Below are 16895 nucleotides of genomic sequence, written 5' to 3'. Positions count from 1 at the left end.
ATTGTTCCCCCGTGATCGGGGGCTTCGTTCTGCCCCGATCACCCCTCCGCACCGGTGTCACGCGGGTGGAATCGCCTCCGCTTCTTCACCCTGCGTTACCGCGGCGGCCCCGGGTGCGCCACCGACGCATGCCCACCGCACCCTACGTAAGGTGCGTAACCGCAGGTACGATGCAGCCCTGATTTCATCGGCGCTTGACAACTCGCGTGCACCACGCGGGGGTTGCCGCGCACCACGGGGGCGGCTTGTGGGGGATGTGATGGATTTCGGCACGCCGGGCAGCACCCACGCCCCGGCCGAACTCGCCTGGCTGCGAGGGGTGGACGCCTGCACCATGGGCGCCTATCCGCAGGCCGAGGAGGAGTTCCGGGCGGCCGTACGACTGGATCCCGCGATGGCCGACGCCTGGCTGGGCCTGCATGCGCTCCGGGTCGACACCACGAACGCGTTATTGCGCATGTACGCGCACCGGGACCGCTTCGGCGAGCAGCGGGCCCGGCACCGGCGGACCCTGAACTCCTGGTACTGGCTGGGCTGGTGGGTTCAGCCGGTACTGGAGAGCCGCCGGGACCTGCTGCTGGCGCACGCCTCGCACTGGCTGGACGGGCGCCACGTGCCCGAGCTGGACCAGGCCCTCGCCTCGCTGCCCCCGGTGGACGCCGATCCGCAGGTGCGGTTCCTGCACGCCTGCCGGGCCTACCTGGTCAAGGACTGGGAGCAGCTGGTCCGGCAGACCGAGCCACTGGTGGACGATCCGCTGCTCGGGATCGAGGCGGGGCTGTTCGGCGGGATGGCCCGGGTCCGGCTGGAGATGTACGGGCAGGCCGAGCCCATGCTGTCGGCGGCCCTGATGCGCTGCCGCAGCGAGCAGCCCCAGCGCAAGGAGCTGAGGTACTGGCTGGCGCGGGCGCACGAGGGCACCGGCCGCAGCGCGGCGGCCCTGCCGCTGTACCGGGCGGTGCACCGGGTGGATCCGGCGTTCATGGACACGGCGGCCCGGCTGACGGCCATCGAGGACAGCGACTCCATCGACGGGTACGACGGCTATCCGGGGGACATCCGGTACGGCGGCCACGGCCAGGCCCAGGGCGGCGGGAACTTCGCGGCCGTCGCGCTCGGCGGCGGTCCCGTGCAGGACATCGCCGCGGACGGGCAGGTGGAGCAGGATCCGCTGTCGGCCCCCGATCCGCCGGAGCCGCGCCACGGCCCGGGAGTGCCGCCCCAGCCGCCCGGTGCGGGTCCCGGTACGGGCCGGCTGGAGGGCGTACGGCGCAAGGTGTCGGTGCCGCCGCAGTCGACGCCGACGGGGCTGCCGACCGGTCCTGCCGATCCGGCGGCGCTCGCCGAGGCGCTCGCGGAGCTGGAGCGGATGGTGGGCCTGGAGCCGGTGAAGCGGCAGGTGAAGGCACTGTCCGCGCAGTTGCACATGGCCCGGCTGCGGGCCGGCCAGGGTCTGCCGGTTCAGCCGCCCAAGCGGCACTTCGTCTTCTCCGGGCCGTCCGGTACGGGCAAGACGACGGTGGCGCGGATCCTGGGCCGGGTGTTCTACGCCCTGGGCCTGCTCGGCGGCGACCACCTGGTGGAGGCCCAGCGGGCGGACCTGGTCGGCGAGTTCCTCGGGCAGACGGCCGTGAAGGCCAACGAGCTGATCGATTCGGCGATCGGTGGGGTGCTGTTCGTGGACGAGGCGTACAGCCTCTCCAACTCCGGCTACAGCAAGGGCGACGCGTACGGGGACGAGGCCCTCCAGGTGCTGCTGAAGCGGGCGGAGGACAACCGCGACCATCTGGTGGTGATCCTGGCGGGCTATCCGGCCGGGATGGACCGGCTGCTGGCGACCAATCCTGGGCTGTCCTCGCGGTTCACCACCCGGGTGGACTTCCCCAGCTACCGGCCGCCGGAGCTGACCGCGATCGGCGGGGTGTTGGCCGACGGGAACGGCGACCGCTGGGACGAGGAGGCGCTGGAGGAGCTGCGCAGCATCAGCGGGCACGTGGTGGAGCAGGGCTGGATCGACGAGCTGGGCAACGGCCGGTTCCTGCGCACGCTGTACGAGAAGAGCTGCGCGTACCGGGACCTGCGGCTGGCGGGCTTCGCGGGCGATCCGTCGCGGGACGACCTGGCGACGCTGCGGCTGCCCGACCTGATGCAGGCGTACGGGGAGGTCCTGTCGGGCCGGGGGCCGCAGGAGCGGCCGGATCCGCCGGCGCTGTGAGCCCGGCCGTGGCCGCGCCGGACCCGTCGTGCGACGGGTCCGGCGGCGGCGTCAGGCGGTGAGCGCGCCCTCCGGGCGGCGCTCGGGCCTGCGGGCGGGCGGTGCCGTGCGGTGCGCGGGGTCACGGACCTCGCCGACCAGCATCTCCAGGACGTCCTCCATGGCGACCAGGCCGAGGACCCGCCCGGCCGGGTCGGCGACCTGGGCGAGGTGGGTGGCGTCCCGGCGCATGACGCTGAGCGCGTCGTCCAGCGGCAGGGTCGAGCACAGGGTGGTCATCCGGCGCCAGACCCGCTGGGGTACGGCCCGCTCCCGCTCCTCCAGGTCCAGTACGTCCTTCACGTGCAGGTAACCCATGAAGGCGCCGTCGTCGGACCGGACGGGGAAGCGGGAGTACCCGGTGCGGACCGTCAGCTGCTCGATCTGGCGCGGGGTGGCCGAGGGGCCGACGGTGACCAGCCGGCCCGGGGCGAGGAGGACGTCGGTGACCGGGCGGCTGCCGAGCTCCAGGGCGTCCTCCAGGCGCTCCTGCTCGACCGGCTCCAGGAGCCCGGCCTGCCGGGAGTCCTTGAGCAGCCGGCCGAGCTGCGCAGAGGTGTAGACGGCCTCGACCTCGTCCTTGGGCTCGACCTTGAAGAGCCGCAGGACGACCTTGGCGCAGGCTCCGAGGGCGGTGGTCACCGGCCCGCAGAGCCGGGCGAAGGCGACCAGGCCGGGGCTGAACCACAGGGCGGTCTTCTCGGGGGCGGCCATGGCGAGGTTCTTGGGGACCATCTCGCCGATGACCAGGTGCAGGAAGATCACCGCGGCGAGCGCCAGGGCGTACCCGAGGGGATGGATCAGGCCCTCGGGCACCCGTGCCGCGTGGAAGACGGGCTCCAGGAGCCGGGCGACGGTGGGTTCGGCGACCGCGCCGAGGGTGAGCGAGCACATGGTGATGCCGAACTGCGCGGCGGCCATCATGCGCGGCAGGTTCTCCAGGCCGTGGAGCACCTGGCGGGCCCGCTTGGAGCCGGCCGCGAGGGGCTCGATCTGGCTGCGGCGTACGGAGACGAGCGCGAACTCGGCGCCGACGAAGAAGCCGTTGGCCAGGACGAGGAGCAGGGCGAAGAGGAGCTGGAGCACGTTCACCGCGGGCCACCCACCGGTTCCAGCTCGGCGGGGGCGGCTGCCGAGGGCGCCGCGCCGGTGCCGGGCGGTGCGGTGCGCACCAGCCGGACCCGTTCGGCCCGGTAGCGGCCGACCTGGCGGACGGAGAGCTTCCAGCCGGGGAGTTCGGCGCGGTCCCCGGGGGCGGGGATGCGGCCGAGCAGGTCGGCGACGAGGCCGGCGACGGTCTCGTAGGGGCCCTCGGGGACCTCCAGGCCTATCCGGCGCAGGGTCTGGACGCGGCAGCTGCCGTCGGCCTCCCAGGAGGGGCGGCCGTCCTCGGCGGGTACGGCGGCCAGTTCGGGGCCCTCGTCCTCCGCGAGGTCGTGCTCGTCGCGGACCTCGCCGACGAGTTCCTCCACGATGTCCTCCAGGGTGACGACTCCGGCGGTGCCGCCGTATTCGTCGACGACGACGGCCATCGGCTGTTCGCTGCGCAGCCGTTCCAGCAGCGGCTGCACCGGCAGGGAGCCGGGCACCAGCAGCGGGGCGACGCAGATGCGGCTGACGGTGGTGCGGCCGCGCTCGGCCTCGGGGACGGCGAGCGCGTCCTTGAGGTGGACGACGCCGGTGATCTCGTCGATGCGTTCCCGGTAGACCGGGAAGCGGGAAAGACCGGTGGCGCGGGTCAGGTTGAGGACGTCGGCCGCGGTGGCCGTGTGCTGGAGCGCGCTGACCCGGACCCGGGGGGTCATGACGTGCTGGGCGGTGAGTTCGCCCAGCGAGAGGGTCCGTACGAAGAGGTCGGCGGTGTCCTGTTCGAGGGCGCCGGCCTGGGCCGAGTGACGGACGAGGGAGACCAGTTCGCCGGGGGTGCGGGCGGAGGCCATCTCGTCGGTGGGCTCCACGCCCAGCGCGCGTACGAGCCGGTTGGCGACGGCGTTGAGGCCGGCGATGACCGGGCGGAAGGCGCGGGAGAAGGCGTTCTGGGGGCCGGCGACGAAGCGTGCCACCTGGAGCGGCCGGGAGACCGCCCAGTTCTTCGGGACAAGCTCGCCGACGACCATCTGGACGGCGGAGGCGAGCAGCATGCCGATGACGACGGCGACGCCGGGGACGGCTCCCTCGGGGAGGCCGGTCGCGGCGAGCGGCCCGGCCAGCAGGGCCGCGAGGGCCGGCTCGGCGAGCATGCCGACCACGAGGGAGGTGATGGTGATGCCGAGCTGGGTGCCGGAGAGCTGGAAGGACAGCTCCCGCAGGGCCTTGACCACCGTACGGGCACGGCGGTCTCCGTCGGCTGCGGCTCGTTCGGCCTCGGGTCTCTCCACGGTGACGAGGCCGAATTCGGCTGCCACGAAGAATCCGTTGGCGAGGATCAGAACGAAGGCCGCCACGAGAAGGAGTAGCGGGATGGTCATGCCGCCGCCTCCGTGGGGAGGGCGGCGCGGGTACTACCGGACGATCCGTCCATTGCTGGAGGGAGTCACTCCTCAAGTCGCAGGTGCCCTTGGTCCCCGGGGTTCCGGGGGCCGGTGGGAGGGCGCACGTCCGCGCCCCGCCACCAGGGTAGTCACTGAGATCGCCGCCGCAATGGGACGCATCGACGATGCTCGGCGGGGTCAGTGGTGGTTTGCGCCGGTTCCGCGGGATTCCGCGAGGGCGCGCAGGGCCCTCGCGTCACCGATGGCCTGCTGCTTGGCGACGCCCGGCTGGATGCCCAGTACGGGCAGGCTCGTGCCGTCGCTGAGGTCGAGGAACACCCAGGGATCGCCCGGGCGGAGGTTGACCCGCAGGATCTGCGCCCAGGCCAGGCGGCGGGTGCTGGTGAGGTTGACCACGGTGACCCCGTCCTCGTCGGCGACCACCTTGGGGCGGCTGAGCAGGACGAGGACGGAGGTCAGCAGCACGGCGGTGAAGACGAAGCTGATCCGCTCCCCCGGGTGGAGGGTGTCGAGGACCAGCGCGATGGCCGTGATGGTGAGGAACATGGCTGCGCCGACGCCCAGCAGAACGACCCTGGTGCGGGTCGGCCGGAAGGTGACCGGCAGGGTGGGCGGTACGTGCTGGGCGGCGGGCTCGGCCATGGTGCGGTGTGCCTTCTGGGGTCGGCGTACGGGTGGAGACTGTGTACGGATCAGAGCCGGCAGGCGTGGATCGAGGTGGTGAGGATCGCGCGCGCGCCGAGCGCGTACAGGTCGTCCATGATCCGCTGGGCTTCCTTGGCCGGGACCATCGCGCGGACGGCGACCCAGCCTTCGTTGTGCAGCGGGGAGACGGTCGGCGACTCCAGGCCCGGGGTGAGGGCGACCGCGCGCTCCAGGTGCTCGGCGCGGCAGTCGTAGTCCATCATCACGTAGCTGCGGGCCACCAGGACGCCCTGGAGGCGGCGCAGGAACTGCTGGGCCGTCGGGTCGTCGGGGTCGGTGTTGTTGCCCCGGATGACCACGGCCTCGGAGGTGAGGATCGGCTCGCCGATGACCTCCAGGCCGGCGTTGCGCAGGCTGGTGCCGGTCTCGACGACGTCGGCGATGACCTGGGCGACGCCGAGCTGGATGGCGGTCTCGACCGCGCCGTCGAGGTGGACGACGGAGGCGTCGATGCCCTGCTCGGCGAGGTGCTTGGCGACGATCCCCTCGTAGGAGGTCGCGATGGTCATCCCGTGGAAGTCCTCGGGGCCCTTCGCGGTGCCGGGGATGGTGGCGTAGCGGAAGGTGGACCGGCCGAAGTTCAGCGGCAGGATCTCCTCGGCGCTGGCGCCGGAGTCGAGCAGCAGGTCGCGGCCGGTGATGCCGATGTCGAGCTTGCCGGAGGACACGTAGATCGCGATGTCCTTGGGGCGGAGGTAGAAGAACTCCACCTCGTTCTCGGGGTCGACGACCACGAGTTCCTTGGACTCCTTGCGCATCCGGTAGCCGGCCTCATGGAGCATCGCGGCCGCCGGTCCGGAGAGTGAGCCCTTGTTGGGGACGGCGATGCGCAGCATGGGTGCTTCCTCGGGTGCGTAGGTGCGAAAGGGTGTGCTGTTACGGGCGCGCGGGCACCCCGGCGCGGGTCGCCGGGGAGCAGCGCACGAGCTTCGGCCTAGAGGTGCGCGTAGACGTCGTCGAGGGAGATCCCGCGCGCCACCATCATCACCTGAACGTGGTAGAGCAGCTGGGAGATTTCCTCGGCGGCCGCTTCCTTGCCCTCGTATTCGGCGGCCATCCAGACCTCGGCGGCCTCCTCGACGACCTTCTTGCCGATGGCATGGACGCCCTTGGCGACGAGCTCGGCCGTGCGGGAGGTGCTGGGGTCGCCGTTGGCGGCCTTGAGCTGAAGCTCCGTGAAGAGCTCTTCAAAACTCTTGGTGGGTGTGTTCGCCATGATGGTCCTCAGAATACGGGGTGGGCCCCTGCCACTCAGCGCCAGGGTTCGCTGACGGTGCGCAGGGTCATGGCGGTGGAGACGGCGGCGGTGACCGCTTCGTGCCCCTTGTCCTCGTTCGACCCTTCGAGTCCGGCGCGGTCCAGCGCCTGCTCGTCGTTGTCGCAGGTCAGTACCCCGAAGCCGACGGGGACTCCGGTGTCGATCGACACCTGGACCAGGCCTTGGGTGACGCCCTGGCAGACGTAGTCGAAGTGCGGGGTGCCGCCGCGGATGACCACTCCGAGGGCGACGATGGCATCGTAACCGCGACCGGCGAGTACCTTCGCCACGACCGGGAGCTCGAAGCTGCCCGGGACGCGCAGCAGGGTGGGCTCGTCGATGCCCAGCTCGTGCAGGGCGCGCAGGGCGCCGTCCACCAGGCCGTCCATGACCTTTTCGTGCCACTGGGCCGCGATGACGGCGACTCGGAGGTCTCCGCAGTTCTTCACGCTCAGTTCGGGTGCGCCCTTGCCGCTCACAGCTCTGCTCCTCGGTGCTTCGTGGTGTTCGGGTGTGTGGGGTGGTTCGGTACGTCTACTGGTTGCCGCAGGCCGACGTGGTCACGGCCGCGTCCAGCCAGGGCAGGTCGTGGCCCATGCGGTCCCGCTTGGTGCGCAGGTAGCGCAGGTTGTGCTCGCCCGCCTCTATGGGCATCGACTCCCGGTCGGAGACCTGGATGCCGTTGCGTACGAGGGCCGCCGACTTGTCGGGGTTGTTGGTCAGCAGCCGGACGCTGTGGACGCCGAGGTCGGCGAGGATCTGCGCGCCGGCCGCGTAGTCGCGGGCGTCGGCGGGCAGGCCCAGCTCCAGGTTGGCGTCGAGGGTGTCGCGGCCGCGCTCCTGGAGCTCGTACGCGCGCATCTTGGACAGCAGTCCGATGCCGCGGCCCTCGTGGCCGCGCAGGTAGACGACGGCGCCGCGGCCCTCGGCGGTGATCCGCTCCATGGCTGCGTGCAGCTGGGGGCCGCAGTCGCAGCGCTGGGACTGGAAGATGTCGCCGGTCAGGCACTCGGAGTGGATGCGGACCAGGACGTCCTCGCCGCCGGCGGCGGCGATGTCGCCGTGGACCAGGGCGACGTGCTCGACCCCGTCGACGGTGGAGCGGTAGCCGTACGCCGTGAACTCGCCGAAGGCGGTCGGCAGGCTGACCCGGGCCTCGCGGCGGACGGTCGGCTCGGCGGAGCGGCGGTAGGCGATCAGGTCCTCGATGGAGATGATCGTCAGGCCGTGCTTGCGGGCGAAGGGGATCAGCTCGGGCAGGCGCAGCATGACGCCGTCCTCGCCGGCGATCTCCACGATGGCGCCGGCCGGGCGCAGGCCCGCGAGGCGGGCGAGGTCGACGGCGGCCTCGGTGTGGCCGTTGCGGACCAGGACGCCGCCGGGCTTGGCGCGCAGCGGGAAGATGTGGCCGGGGCGGACGAAGTCGCCCGGACCGCTGACGCCGTCGGCCAGCAGGCGCAGGGTGGTGGCGCGGTCTGCGGCCGAGATGCCGGTGGTGACGCCGTGGGCGCCGCTCGCATCGACGGAGACGGTGAAGGCTGTCTGCATCGACTCGGTGTTGTGCTGGACCATCTGCGGGAGTTCGAGCCGGTCCAGCTCGGGGCCCTCCATGGGGGCGCAGATCAGGCCGCGGCACTCGCTCATCATGAACGCGATGATCTCGGGGGTGGCCTTCTCGGCGGCGATGACGAGGTCGCCCTCGTTCTCGCGGTCCTCGTCGTCCACCACGACGACCGGGCGGCCGGCCGCGATGTCGCGGATGGCCTGCTCGACGGGGTCGAGACGGAAGGTCTCGTCGGTCGCGGCGTCGGGCACGGGCTTGAGGAGGGGGTTGAGGGTCATGCCGTTGCTCCTTCCAGGGCCGGGGCGGGGGTGGTGCGCGAGCGCTGGTACCAGTCGTAGGCGCCCCACACGACGAGGGCGAAGTACACGACGTAGACGAGGCCGGAGAAGGCCAGTCCGCTGTTGAAGGCGAGGGGGACGCCGACCACGTCGACGAGGAGCCAGGCGACCCAGAACTCGACCAGGCCGCGGGCCTGGGCGACCATCGCGACGATGGTGCCGACGAAGATGTACGCGTCGGCCCACGGGCTCCACGACAGGTTCGGGTAGAGCGTGAACAGGCTGCCGACGGCGAGGGTGCCGAGCGCCGCGCCCGCCAGGAGCAGTCCGCGCTCCTTCCAGGTGGCGGTGCGCACGGCGATGGAGCCGTCCTGGGCCTTCTGGCTGCCGAGCTGCCAGGCGCGCCAGCCCCAGACCGCCACGGAGATGACGAGGAGCTGCTTGCCGACGCCGCCGGCGAGGTGGGCGGAGGCGTAGGCGGCGACCAGGATCGCGCCGGAGAGGAGCTGGGCGGGCCAGGTCCATATGGAGCGGCGCCAGCCGAGGGCGAGGGCGGCGAGGCCCATCAGGTTGCCGATCATGTCGGACCAGATGACCTTCTGGCCGAAGACCTCGAAGGCCTCCGTGTTGAGCCAGGTCAGGGCGCTCACCGGTCGGCTCCGTCCGTGTGCAGCGGGTCGACGCCGGCGGCGAGCAGGCGCTCGACGTACTTGGCGAGGACGTCCACTTCGAGGTTGACCGGGTCGCCGGGCTGCTTGATGCCGAGCGTGGTCAGCGCGAGGGTGGTGGGGATGAGGCTGATGGTGAACCAGTCGGCGGCGGCCTCGACCACGGTGAGGCTGACGCCGTCGACCGTGATGGAGCCCTTCTCGACGACGTAGCGCGAGAGGTTCGCGGGGAGCGCGACCTTGACGAGTTCCCAGTGCTCGGAGGGGGTGCGGGAGAGGATCTCGCCGGTGCCGTCCACGTGGCCCTGGACCAGGTGGCCGCCGAGGCGTCCGCCGAGGGCCATCGGGCGCTCCAGGTTGACCCGGGAGCCCTTGGTCAGGGCGCCGAGGCTGGAGCGGTTGAGGGTTTCCTGCATGACGTCCGCGGTGAACTCGCCGTCCGCGGTCTCGACGACCGTGAGGCAGACGCCGTTGACGGCGATGGAGTCGCCGTGCTTGGCGCCCTCGGTGACCACGGGGCCGCGCAGGCGGAAGCGGGAGGCTTCGGCGAGCTCCTCGACGGCGGTGACCTCGCCCAGTTCTTCGACGATTCCGGTGAACACTCAGTGCTCCTTGGGGGCAGTGGGGACGGAGGGCGCAGCGGGTACTGCGGTGATGCGGATGTCTGTGCCGATGCGGACCGTCTCGGTGATCCGCAGCCGGAGCGCTTCGGTGAGGGTGCCGATGCCGGCGTCGGCGAGGGTGTTCGGGCCCGCTCCGAGGAGGACCGGGGCGAGGTAGCCGACGACCTTGTCGACGGCGCCCGCGGCGACGAAGGCGCCGGCCAGGGTGGGGCCGCCTTCGAGAAGTACGGAGCGGACGCCGCGCCGGTGCAGCTCGCCGAGCAGGGCGTCCACGGAGATCCCGCGCTTGTCGGACGGGAGGCGGACCACCTCCACTCCGGCGAGGTGGCGGGTGGCCGCGTCGTCGAGGTGCTCGGCCACGGCGATCAGCGTGGGTGCGACGTCGTCCAGGACGCGGGCGGTGGGCCGGATGGTGGCGTGGGTGTCGAGGACGACCCGCAGGGGCTGGTCGGCCGCGGTGGGGCCGGCGGCCCCGCGGACGGCGAGGTGCGGGTCGTCGGCGCGCAGGGTGCCGGAGCCGACGACGACGGCGTCGGCCTCGGCGCGCAGGCGGTGTACGTCGGCGCGGGACTCCGGGGAGCTGATCCAGCGGCTGGTGCCGTCGGCGGCGGCGACGCGGCCGTCGAGGGTGGCGGCGTACTTCCACAGGACGTAGGGGCGGCCGAGGCGTACGGAGGTCAGCCAGGCGGCGTTGCCCTCCTCGGCCTCGGCTCCGAGCAGCCCGGGCTCCGTGGCGATCCCGGCGGCGCGCAGGGTCGCGGCACCGCCGCTGGCCTGCGGGTTCGGGTCGGGGACGGCGTAGACCACACGGGTGATGCCAGCCTCGGCGAGGGCGGTGGCGCAGGGTCCCGTACGGCCGGTGTGGTTGCAGGGTTCGAGGGTGACGTAGGCGGTGCCGCCGCGGGCGGCGGCGCCTGCCGCGGCCAGTGCGTGGACCTCGGCGTGCGGGCCGCCGGCCCGCTCGTGCCAGCCCTCGCCGACGACGGTGCCCGAGGCGTCGGTGATCACGCAGCCGACCACGGGGTTGGGACTGGTGGAGCCGAGGCCGCGGGCCGCGAGCTCGATGGCCCGGCCCATGGCGAATGCGTCCGCGTCGCGGGCGGATGCGTCGCTGTCGTGCGCGTCGGCGTGTGTCGCCACCGGGTCCTCCTGCCTCATCGGGCACGGACTCCGGGGCCTGTCGGGATACGACAGATGAAGCGGGTAGCACACGCGGGGACGCCGAGGCCGAAAATACGGTCCTCTCACTCGCGCATCCCGAAGGGTGCGCCGTGGGGACCGCCGACGGCGGCGTACCGGTGACTGGCCCGCCGCGCACTGCCTCCCATCCGGACTTTAACCGTCGGTCCAGGAATTTCACCTGGTCAACCGGCCGCTGGCTGCGGACGGGTCGCGGACTATAACCGCCGGTTCGGAATTACACCGACCCCGGAGTGCGCTGCTACTGGTACTAGGGCCAGTGTGCCACGGGTGATCCGCGGCCATGCGGGTGAGTCAATGTGGCCTGGGTCACAGAACGGTCACTCTTGAGCGACCGGATCGCGCCATCCGAGCGCTGCCCGAGCCCCGCCCGAGCGACTTCCGGCCACGGGCCGACCCGAGCGCGGTTCCGGACCGGCTCCGACCCGATTCCGGACCGATTCCGACCCGATTCCAGGTCGAGCAGGGCCTCGCTTTGGTCCAGACCTATTGACGGGTTGGTCTAGTCCTCTTAACGTTCCCTTCATCTTCCCCGGGAGACAGCCCGTCAGATGTGCGCACGTCACGGGCCAACCAGCTCCGGCTTTCGCCTTGTTGCTCCATGTTGTGTCCTGCCATCCTCCCCTCCCCAGGAGGCACCATGCTGTCCCCCACACGCACGAGAGCGATGCTCCTGGCATCCGGCGCCGCAATCGCCGGATTGTTGGTGGCGGGCCTCTCGGCGGGCGTCTCGCACGCCGCCGACAACGAGTCCTGTCGCCCCGACGGCCTGTACAGGACGGCCGGGGTCGACGTCCCGTACTGCTCGGTCTACGACACCGAAGGCCGCGAGAAGATGGGCGCCGACCACCAGCGGCGCGTCATCGGCTACTTCACCGGCTGGCGCACGGGCAAGGACGGCACGCCCGCGTATCTGCCCCACAACATCCCGTGGTCCAAGGTCACCCACCTGAACTACGCCTTCGCCCACGTGGGCGGCGACAACAAGATCTCGGTCGGCGCGGACAACGCGAACAACTCCGCCACCGGGATGACCTGGCCCGGCGTCGCGGGCGCCGAGATGGACCCGGCCCTGCCCTACAAGGGCAACTTCAACCTGCTCAACAAGTTCAAGAAGCAGTACCCGAACGTCAAGACGCTGATCTCGGTCGGCGGCTGGGCCGAGACCGGCGGCTACTTCGGCGACGACGGCAACCGCGTCGCCTCCGGCGGCTTCTACTCGATGGCCACCAACGCCGACGGCTCGGTCAACCAGGCCGGCATCGACACCTTCGCGGACTCGTCGGTCGAGTTCATCCGCAAGTACGGGTTCAACGGCGTCGACATCGACTACGAGTACCCGACCACCATGAAGGACGCGGGCAACCCGCTGGACTGGCAGCTGTCCAACGCCCGCCGCGCCGGGCTGGTCAAGGGCTACGACGTCCTGATGAAGTCCCTGCGCGAGAAGCTCGACAAGGCGGGCGCCGCCGACGGCAAGCACTACCTGCTGACCGTCGCCGCCCCCTCCTCCGGCTACCTGCTGCGCGGCATGGAGACCTTCCAGATGCAGAAGTATCTGGACTACGTCAACATCATGTCCTACGACCTGCACGGCGCCTGGAACGAGTACGTCGGCCCCAACGCCTCGCTCTTCGACGACGGCAAGGACGCCGAGCTGGCCGCCGCCAACGTCTACGGCAGCTCGCAGTACGGCAACATCGGTTACCTCAACACCGACTGGGCCTACCACTACTTCCGCGGCTCCATGCCGGCCGGCCGCATCAACATCGGCCTGCCCTACTACACCCGCGGCTTCAAGAACGTCCAGGGCGGCACCGACGGCCTGTGGGGCAAGGCGGCCGCGACCACCTGCCCGGCCGGCGCGGGCCTGACCAAGTGCGGTGACGGCGCGGTCGGCATCGACAACCTGTGGCACGACAAGGACACCAACGGGGTCGAGTCCCCGGCCGGTTCCAACCCGATGTGGCACGCCAAGAACCTGGAGAAGGGGATCGTCGGCGACTACGTCACCAAGTACGGCTTCCCCGCCAACACCACCCTGACCGGCACCTACGCCCGCAAGTACGACGCCAACCTGGTCGCGCCGTGGCTGTGGAACGCGCAGAAGAAGGTGTTCCTCTCCACGGAGGACGAGCAGTCGGTGGCGGCCAAGGCCGACTACGTGGTCGACCGCGGCATCGGCGGCACCATGGTCTGGGAGATGGCCGGCGACTACGCCTGGAACGCCGCGAAGGGCCAGTACGAGATCGGCGACACGCTGACCTCCCTGATGTACGACAAGTTCAAGTCGGCCTCCCCGTACGGCGCGAAGAAGACCAACACCGCGCTGCCCGCGCAGGCCGTCGACATCAAGACCGAGTTCAACGAGTTCAAGCTGGGCGACTCGAACTACCCGATCACCCCGAAGCTCAAGATCATCAACAACACGAACACGACGCTGCCCGGCGGCACGGAGTTCCAGTTCGACTACTCCACCGCGGCCCCGGCCAACGCGTCCGACCAGTCGGGCTTCGGTACCAAGGTCATCAAGAGTGACCACACCGGCAGCAACGTCGGCGGTCTGAAGGGCGACTTCCACCGGGTCTCGCTGAAGCTCCCGGCGTGGCAGACGCTCGCCCCGGGCGCCTCGGTCGACCTGGCCTTCAACTACTACCTGCCGGTGTCCACGCCCTCCAACTGGACCGTGAACATATCCGGTACGACGTACGCGCTCGCCGGTGACCTGGCGCGCGGCGTGACGGTGGTCCAGCCCGGCACCACCACCCCGCCGACCACTCCCCCGACCACCCCGCCGACCACGCCCCCGGGCGGGACCTGCACCAACCCGGCGTACGTCGCGGGCCAGATCACCACCGGCGGCACCGTCGTCTCGCACAAGGGCCGCAACTGGAAGGCCCAGTGGTGGACGCAGAACGAAGAGCCCGGCACCACCGGTGAATGGGGCGTCTGGAAGGACCAGGGCGCCTGCTGACATCCCCTTCGGGTGAGCGGTACGCGAGGACCCGGTGGCCCGGCGGCCACCGGGTCCTCGCACGTGCTCACCCCAAGCGGACCTCCGGGGACTGAGACGGAGCCCCGGCCCCGTGGTGGGGCAGGCGGTCGAGGGCGGCGGCGAAGGCGGAGTCGCGGCGCCGGTCGAACTCCTCCTCGGTGAAGACCGGGGTGGTGTGGTCGACCGGGATGCCGGGGCCGTCGAAGGTCTTCCCGGTACGGGTCAGGAACTGCTCGTTGGGCAGGCCCAGTTGCCAGCCGTTGGGCAGGGTGCGGCCCAGGACGTCGGAGAAGACGCCCTGGGTCGGCTGTCCGATGCGGACCGTCCGGCCGGGGCGGTCGAGGAGGGCCTGGGTGAAGGTCTCGCCCGCGCTCATGGTGGATCCGCCGGTCAGCACGGCGATCGGGCCGGTGTACCGGGGGGCCCGCGCGGGCTGGACGTACAGGGGCTGCGGCCGGGTGAAGCGCGTGGCATCGGCGGGGTCGTTGCGGACGCGCTTGGCGTAGGCGAAGTACGGGTGGTCCGTGAGCCGCGCCGCCAGTTGCAGGCCGAGTGCGTCGTGGCCGCCGCCGTTGATCCGCAGGTCGATGACCAGGCCGCGCAGGCGGGCGGTGCGCTCGGCGGTGAACACGGTGTCCAGGGCGCGGTCCAGCTCGGCGCTCTCGGAGGCGAAGTCTCCGTCGGTGTAGCCGGAGAAGCCGGAGAGCCGCAGGTAGCCGCGGCCGTCGGGGAGGTCGGCGTAGGAGATCCGGCCCCGGGCGAACTCCTGCGGCGTACGTCCGGCGAGGTCGACCTCCTGGACGTACGCCTTGACGCGCGCGTCGAGTGTCGGGCCGGGAACGGTGGTGCCCGGGCGGGCCTCGGCGAAGGACATGCCGCTGCCCCGGAGGGAGACGTGGGCGTCGTGGAGGGGGGCGAGCATGTCCTTCAGGACGGCGAAGAGTTCGGGGTCGGTGGTGCCGGCGTGCACGCGGGGGCGGTGCTGGTCGCGTACGGCGTTCCAGTCGATGCCCTTGGCCGCGAAGAAGGGGTAGTTCTCCACGAAGGTCTGCCAGAACACGTCGAAGGTGGTGACCGGGTCCGCGTCCGGGTCGGGGGCCGGGGCGTTGCGGCACAGGTCGGGAAGGGCGGCGAGGCGGCGGGTGACGCGGTCGCCGACGGAGCCGTCGAAGTGCACGGAACCGGGGCGCACGGTGAGGATCTCGTCGTCGTCGGCGGTGGCGTAGCGGGCGGGGCCGTTGCCGGGGAGGCGTCGGGCGCTCTCGCCGGGCAGGCAGCTGACTCCGGTGAGCTGGTACTGCTGGAGCCGGCCGGACTCCACGCGCAGCACGGTGCCGTAGCCGTCGAGCTGCCAGATGCCGACGGGGCTCGCGGGCTTGGCCCCGGCGGCGGCCGTGGCCGGGCCGACGGCGGTGGCCGTGGCCGCCAGGGAGAGGAGCAGGGCGGTGGCGGCCGTGCGCCGGTGCCTGCCCGCGCCGGTGCGCGTGCGCGCTCCGGTGCCCTCGCGTGCTGCGGTGTTGTGGTGTGCTGCGGTCATCGTGCCGTCCCTGCTCGCCGAACTTCCTTGACTGCGCCCAGGATCGGGGGCGGCAGTGGGGCGGGGACATCCGGCGGCCCACCCGGTCCGGGGTGGGGCTACCCCGACCGCGGCGGGCCCGGGCTCAGCCGAACAGCACCGCCTGGGCCGCCTCGCGGGCGGCGAGGCGGGCGCCCGTCAGGACCGCCGGGCCGCCGAGGGCGGTGGCGCGGACCTCGGTGGTCAGCGGGCTCAGGGTGGCCAGCCGGCGCGCGACCCGCGCGGCGAGGGCGGGCCCTCCGGCGCGGCCGAGTTCGCCGCCGAGGACCACGCAGCCGGGGTCGAGGATGGCCGCCACGGCCGCGGCGGCGAGGGAGAGCCGCTCGGCGAGGGCGTCGAGGAAGGCCTCCCCGGCGGCGCCCGCGACGGCTTCCTCCACCGGTCCGTGGAAGCCGTGCTCCGCCGCGAGGGCGGTGACGGACGCGCGGGCGGCCAGGGCGTGGAAGCCGCCGCCGCAGTCGGTGGCCGAGGGCAGGGCGTCGGTGCCGGGGACCGGGAGGAAGCCGATCTCCCCCGCCCCGCCGGAGGCGCCCCGGCGCAGCCGGCCGTCCAGGACCACCGCCGCGCCGACGCCCGCGCCGAGCCAGAGCAGCACGAACGATTCGACGTCCCGGGCCGCGCCCACGCGCTGTTCGGCGAGGGCCGCCAGGTTGGTCTCGTTCTCCACCACGACCTTGGCGGGCAGCCGCCGTTGCAGGGCCGCCACCAGGTCCCGGTGCCAGGCCGGAAGGCCGACGGTGTCGCCGAGTTCGCCGCTGGCCGGGGCCACCAGGCCCGGGGCTCCGACCACCACCGTGTGCAGGGGGTCCGCGCCGGCCGTGCGGGCCAGTTCCACGAGGCGGTCCACGGCTTCCTCGACCGCGTCGACCGGGAGCCGGCCCTCGGCCACGGGGTTGCCGAGCAGGTCCGTGACGATCGCGGTGGCGCTGTCGGTGCGTACGTCCAGGGCGGCGAGGTGGGCCCGCCGGGCGACGATCCCGTACAGCCGGGCGTTGGGTCCGCGGCGCTGTTCGCCGGACTCCCCCACGACCTCGATGAGCCCGGCTTCGGTGAGCCGCTCCACGAGGTCGGCGACGGAGGGGCGGGAGAGGCCGGTCAGCTTCTTGAGCTGGGTGGCCGTCAGGGCGCCTTCGTCCTGGAGGAGCCGCAGGGCGAGGCGGTCGTTGATGGCCCGGGCCGTGCTGGGGGAAGCGGGCGAAGGAGCGGGAGCGGCGGGGGTCAGGGCCTCGGCAGGAGTCACGGCGCCCATCCTAAGGAGCCTCGGGGCCTAACTATCAGGCAG

General features: G+C 72.1%; 14 protein-coding genes and 1 riboswitch. Of the genes, 2 read left to right on the top strand and 12 right to left on the bottom strand.

Annotated elements, in window-relative coordinates; translation table 11 throughout:
- Window positions 1-259: 259 nt before the first annotated feature.
- Entirely contained in the window at window positions 260-2215 is a 1956-nt protein-coding gene (locus AB0M99_RS09860) for an AAA family ATPase (RefSeq protein ID WP_365918443.1), read from the top strand.
- Window positions 2216-2266: 51 nt separating this feature from the next.
- On the opposite strand, the gene AB0M99_RS09855 is transcribed toward AB0M99_RS09860, so the two are convergent.
- The 10 genes from AB0M99_RS09855 to ribD all read right to left on the bottom strand — a co-directional run bounded on the left by AB0M99_RS09855 (window position 2267) and on the right by ribD (window position 10919).
- Window positions 2267-3346: a hemolysin family protein gene (locus AB0M99_RS09855; protein WP_365918441.1), complete on the bottom strand. Its 1080-nt coding sequence runs from the start codon at window positions 3344-3346 to the stop codon at window positions 2267-2269.
- Window positions 3343-4722 (bottom strand): hemolysin family protein, encoded by a 1380-nt coding sequence (locus AB0M99_RS09850; protein WP_365918439.1) that lies wholly within the window; start codon window positions 4720-4722, stop codon window positions 3343-3345. Before AB0M99_RS09850 ends, AB0M99_RS09855 begins: the two co-directional genes overlap by 4 nt.
- Window positions 4723-4923: 201 nt before the next feature.
- On the bottom strand, window positions 4924-5388 hold the full coding sequence (locus tag AB0M99_RS09845) for a PH domain-containing protein (protein ID WP_365918437.1): 465 nt from the start codon (window positions 5386-5388) through the stop codon (window positions 4924-4926).
- A gap of 50 nt (window positions 5389-5438) precedes the next feature.
- Window positions 5439-6287 (bottom strand): ATP phosphoribosyltransferase, encoded by an 849-nt coding sequence (hisG, locus tag AB0M99_RS09840; protein WP_365918435.1) that lies wholly within the window; start codon window positions 6285-6287, stop codon window positions 5439-5441.
- A gap of 98 nt (window positions 6288-6385) precedes the next feature.
- Window positions 6386-6667: a phosphoribosyl-ATP diphosphatase gene (locus AB0M99_RS09835; protein WP_365918433.1), complete on the bottom strand. Its 282-nt coding sequence runs from the start codon at window positions 6665-6667 to the stop codon at window positions 6386-6388.
- 35 nt (window positions 6668-6702) lie between these two features.
- Window positions 6703-7188, bottom strand: a complete 486-nt coding sequence (gene ribH, locus AB0M99_RS09830) for a 6,7-dimethyl-8-ribityllumazine synthase (RefSeq protein WP_007262951.1) — start codon at window positions 7186-7188, stop codon at window positions 6703-6705.
- 55 nt (window positions 7189-7243) lie between these two features.
- A complete protein-coding gene (locus AB0M99_RS09825; RefSeq protein ID WP_365918431.1) occupies window positions 7244-8551 on the bottom strand; it encodes a bifunctional 3,4-dihydroxy-2-butanone-4-phosphate synthase/GTP cyclohydrolase II in 1308 nt (435 codons plus the stop codon).
- The gene (locus AB0M99_RS09820) at window positions 8548-9201 is read right to left on the bottom strand and encodes a nicotinamide mononucleotide transporter family protein (RefSeq protein ID WP_365918429.1); all 654 of its coding nucleotides are present in this window, start codon (window positions 9199-9201) and stop codon (window positions 8548-8550) included. The genes AB0M99_RS09825 and AB0M99_RS09820 overlap by 4 nt, the downstream gene beginning before the upstream one ends.
- Complete coding sequence (locus tag AB0M99_RS09815) at window positions 9198-9821, bottom strand: riboflavin synthase (RefSeq protein WP_365918427.1); 624 nt, start codon at window positions 9819-9821, stop codon at window positions 9198-9200. Before AB0M99_RS09815 ends, AB0M99_RS09820 begins: the two co-directional genes overlap by 4 nt.
- Window positions 9822-10919 (bottom strand): bifunctional diaminohydroxyphosphoribosylaminopyrimidine deaminase/5-amino-6-(5-phosphoribosylamino)uracil reductase RibD, encoded by a 1098-nt coding sequence (ribD, locus tag AB0M99_RS09810; RefSeq protein ID WP_365918506.1) that lies wholly within the window; start codon window positions 10917-10919, stop codon window positions 9822-9824.
- A gap of 233 nt (window positions 10920-11152) precedes the next feature.
- A riboswitch (FMN riboswitch) is annotated at window positions 11153-11283 on the bottom strand.
- A 399-nt stretch (window positions 11284-11682) separates the two neighbouring features.
- Here ribD and AB0M99_RS09805 point away from each other — a divergent pair.
- Window positions 11683-14016 carry a chitinase C-terminal domain-containing protein gene (locus AB0M99_RS09805; RefSeq protein ID WP_365918425.1) on the top strand — a complete coding sequence of 778 codons (2334 nt, stop codon included), beginning with the start codon at window positions 11683-11685 and terminating at the stop codon, window positions 14014-14016.
- A 67-nt stretch (window positions 14017-14083) separates the two neighbouring features.
- Here AB0M99_RS09805 and AB0M99_RS09800 read toward each other — a convergent pair whose 3' ends face one another.
- A complete protein-coding gene (locus tag AB0M99_RS09800) occupies window positions 14084-15574 on the bottom strand; it encodes a S41 family peptidase (protein WP_365918423.1) in 1491 nt (496 codons plus the stop codon).
- 124 nt (window positions 15575-15698) lie between these two features.
- Complete coding sequence (locus tag AB0M99_RS09795) at window positions 15699-16862, bottom strand: ROK family transcriptional regulator (protein ID WP_365918421.1); 1164 nt, start codon at window positions 16860-16862, stop codon at window positions 15699-15701.
- Window positions 16863-16895: the final 33 nt, after the last annotated feature.

The organism is Streptomyces sp. NPDC051183 (assembly GCF_040682455.1).
In the GTDB taxonomy this organism is placed as follows: Bacteria; Actinomycetota; Actinomycetes; order Streptomycetales; family Streptomycetaceae; genus Streptomyces.
This window is presented reverse-complemented; position numbering and strand designations above follow the sequence as displayed.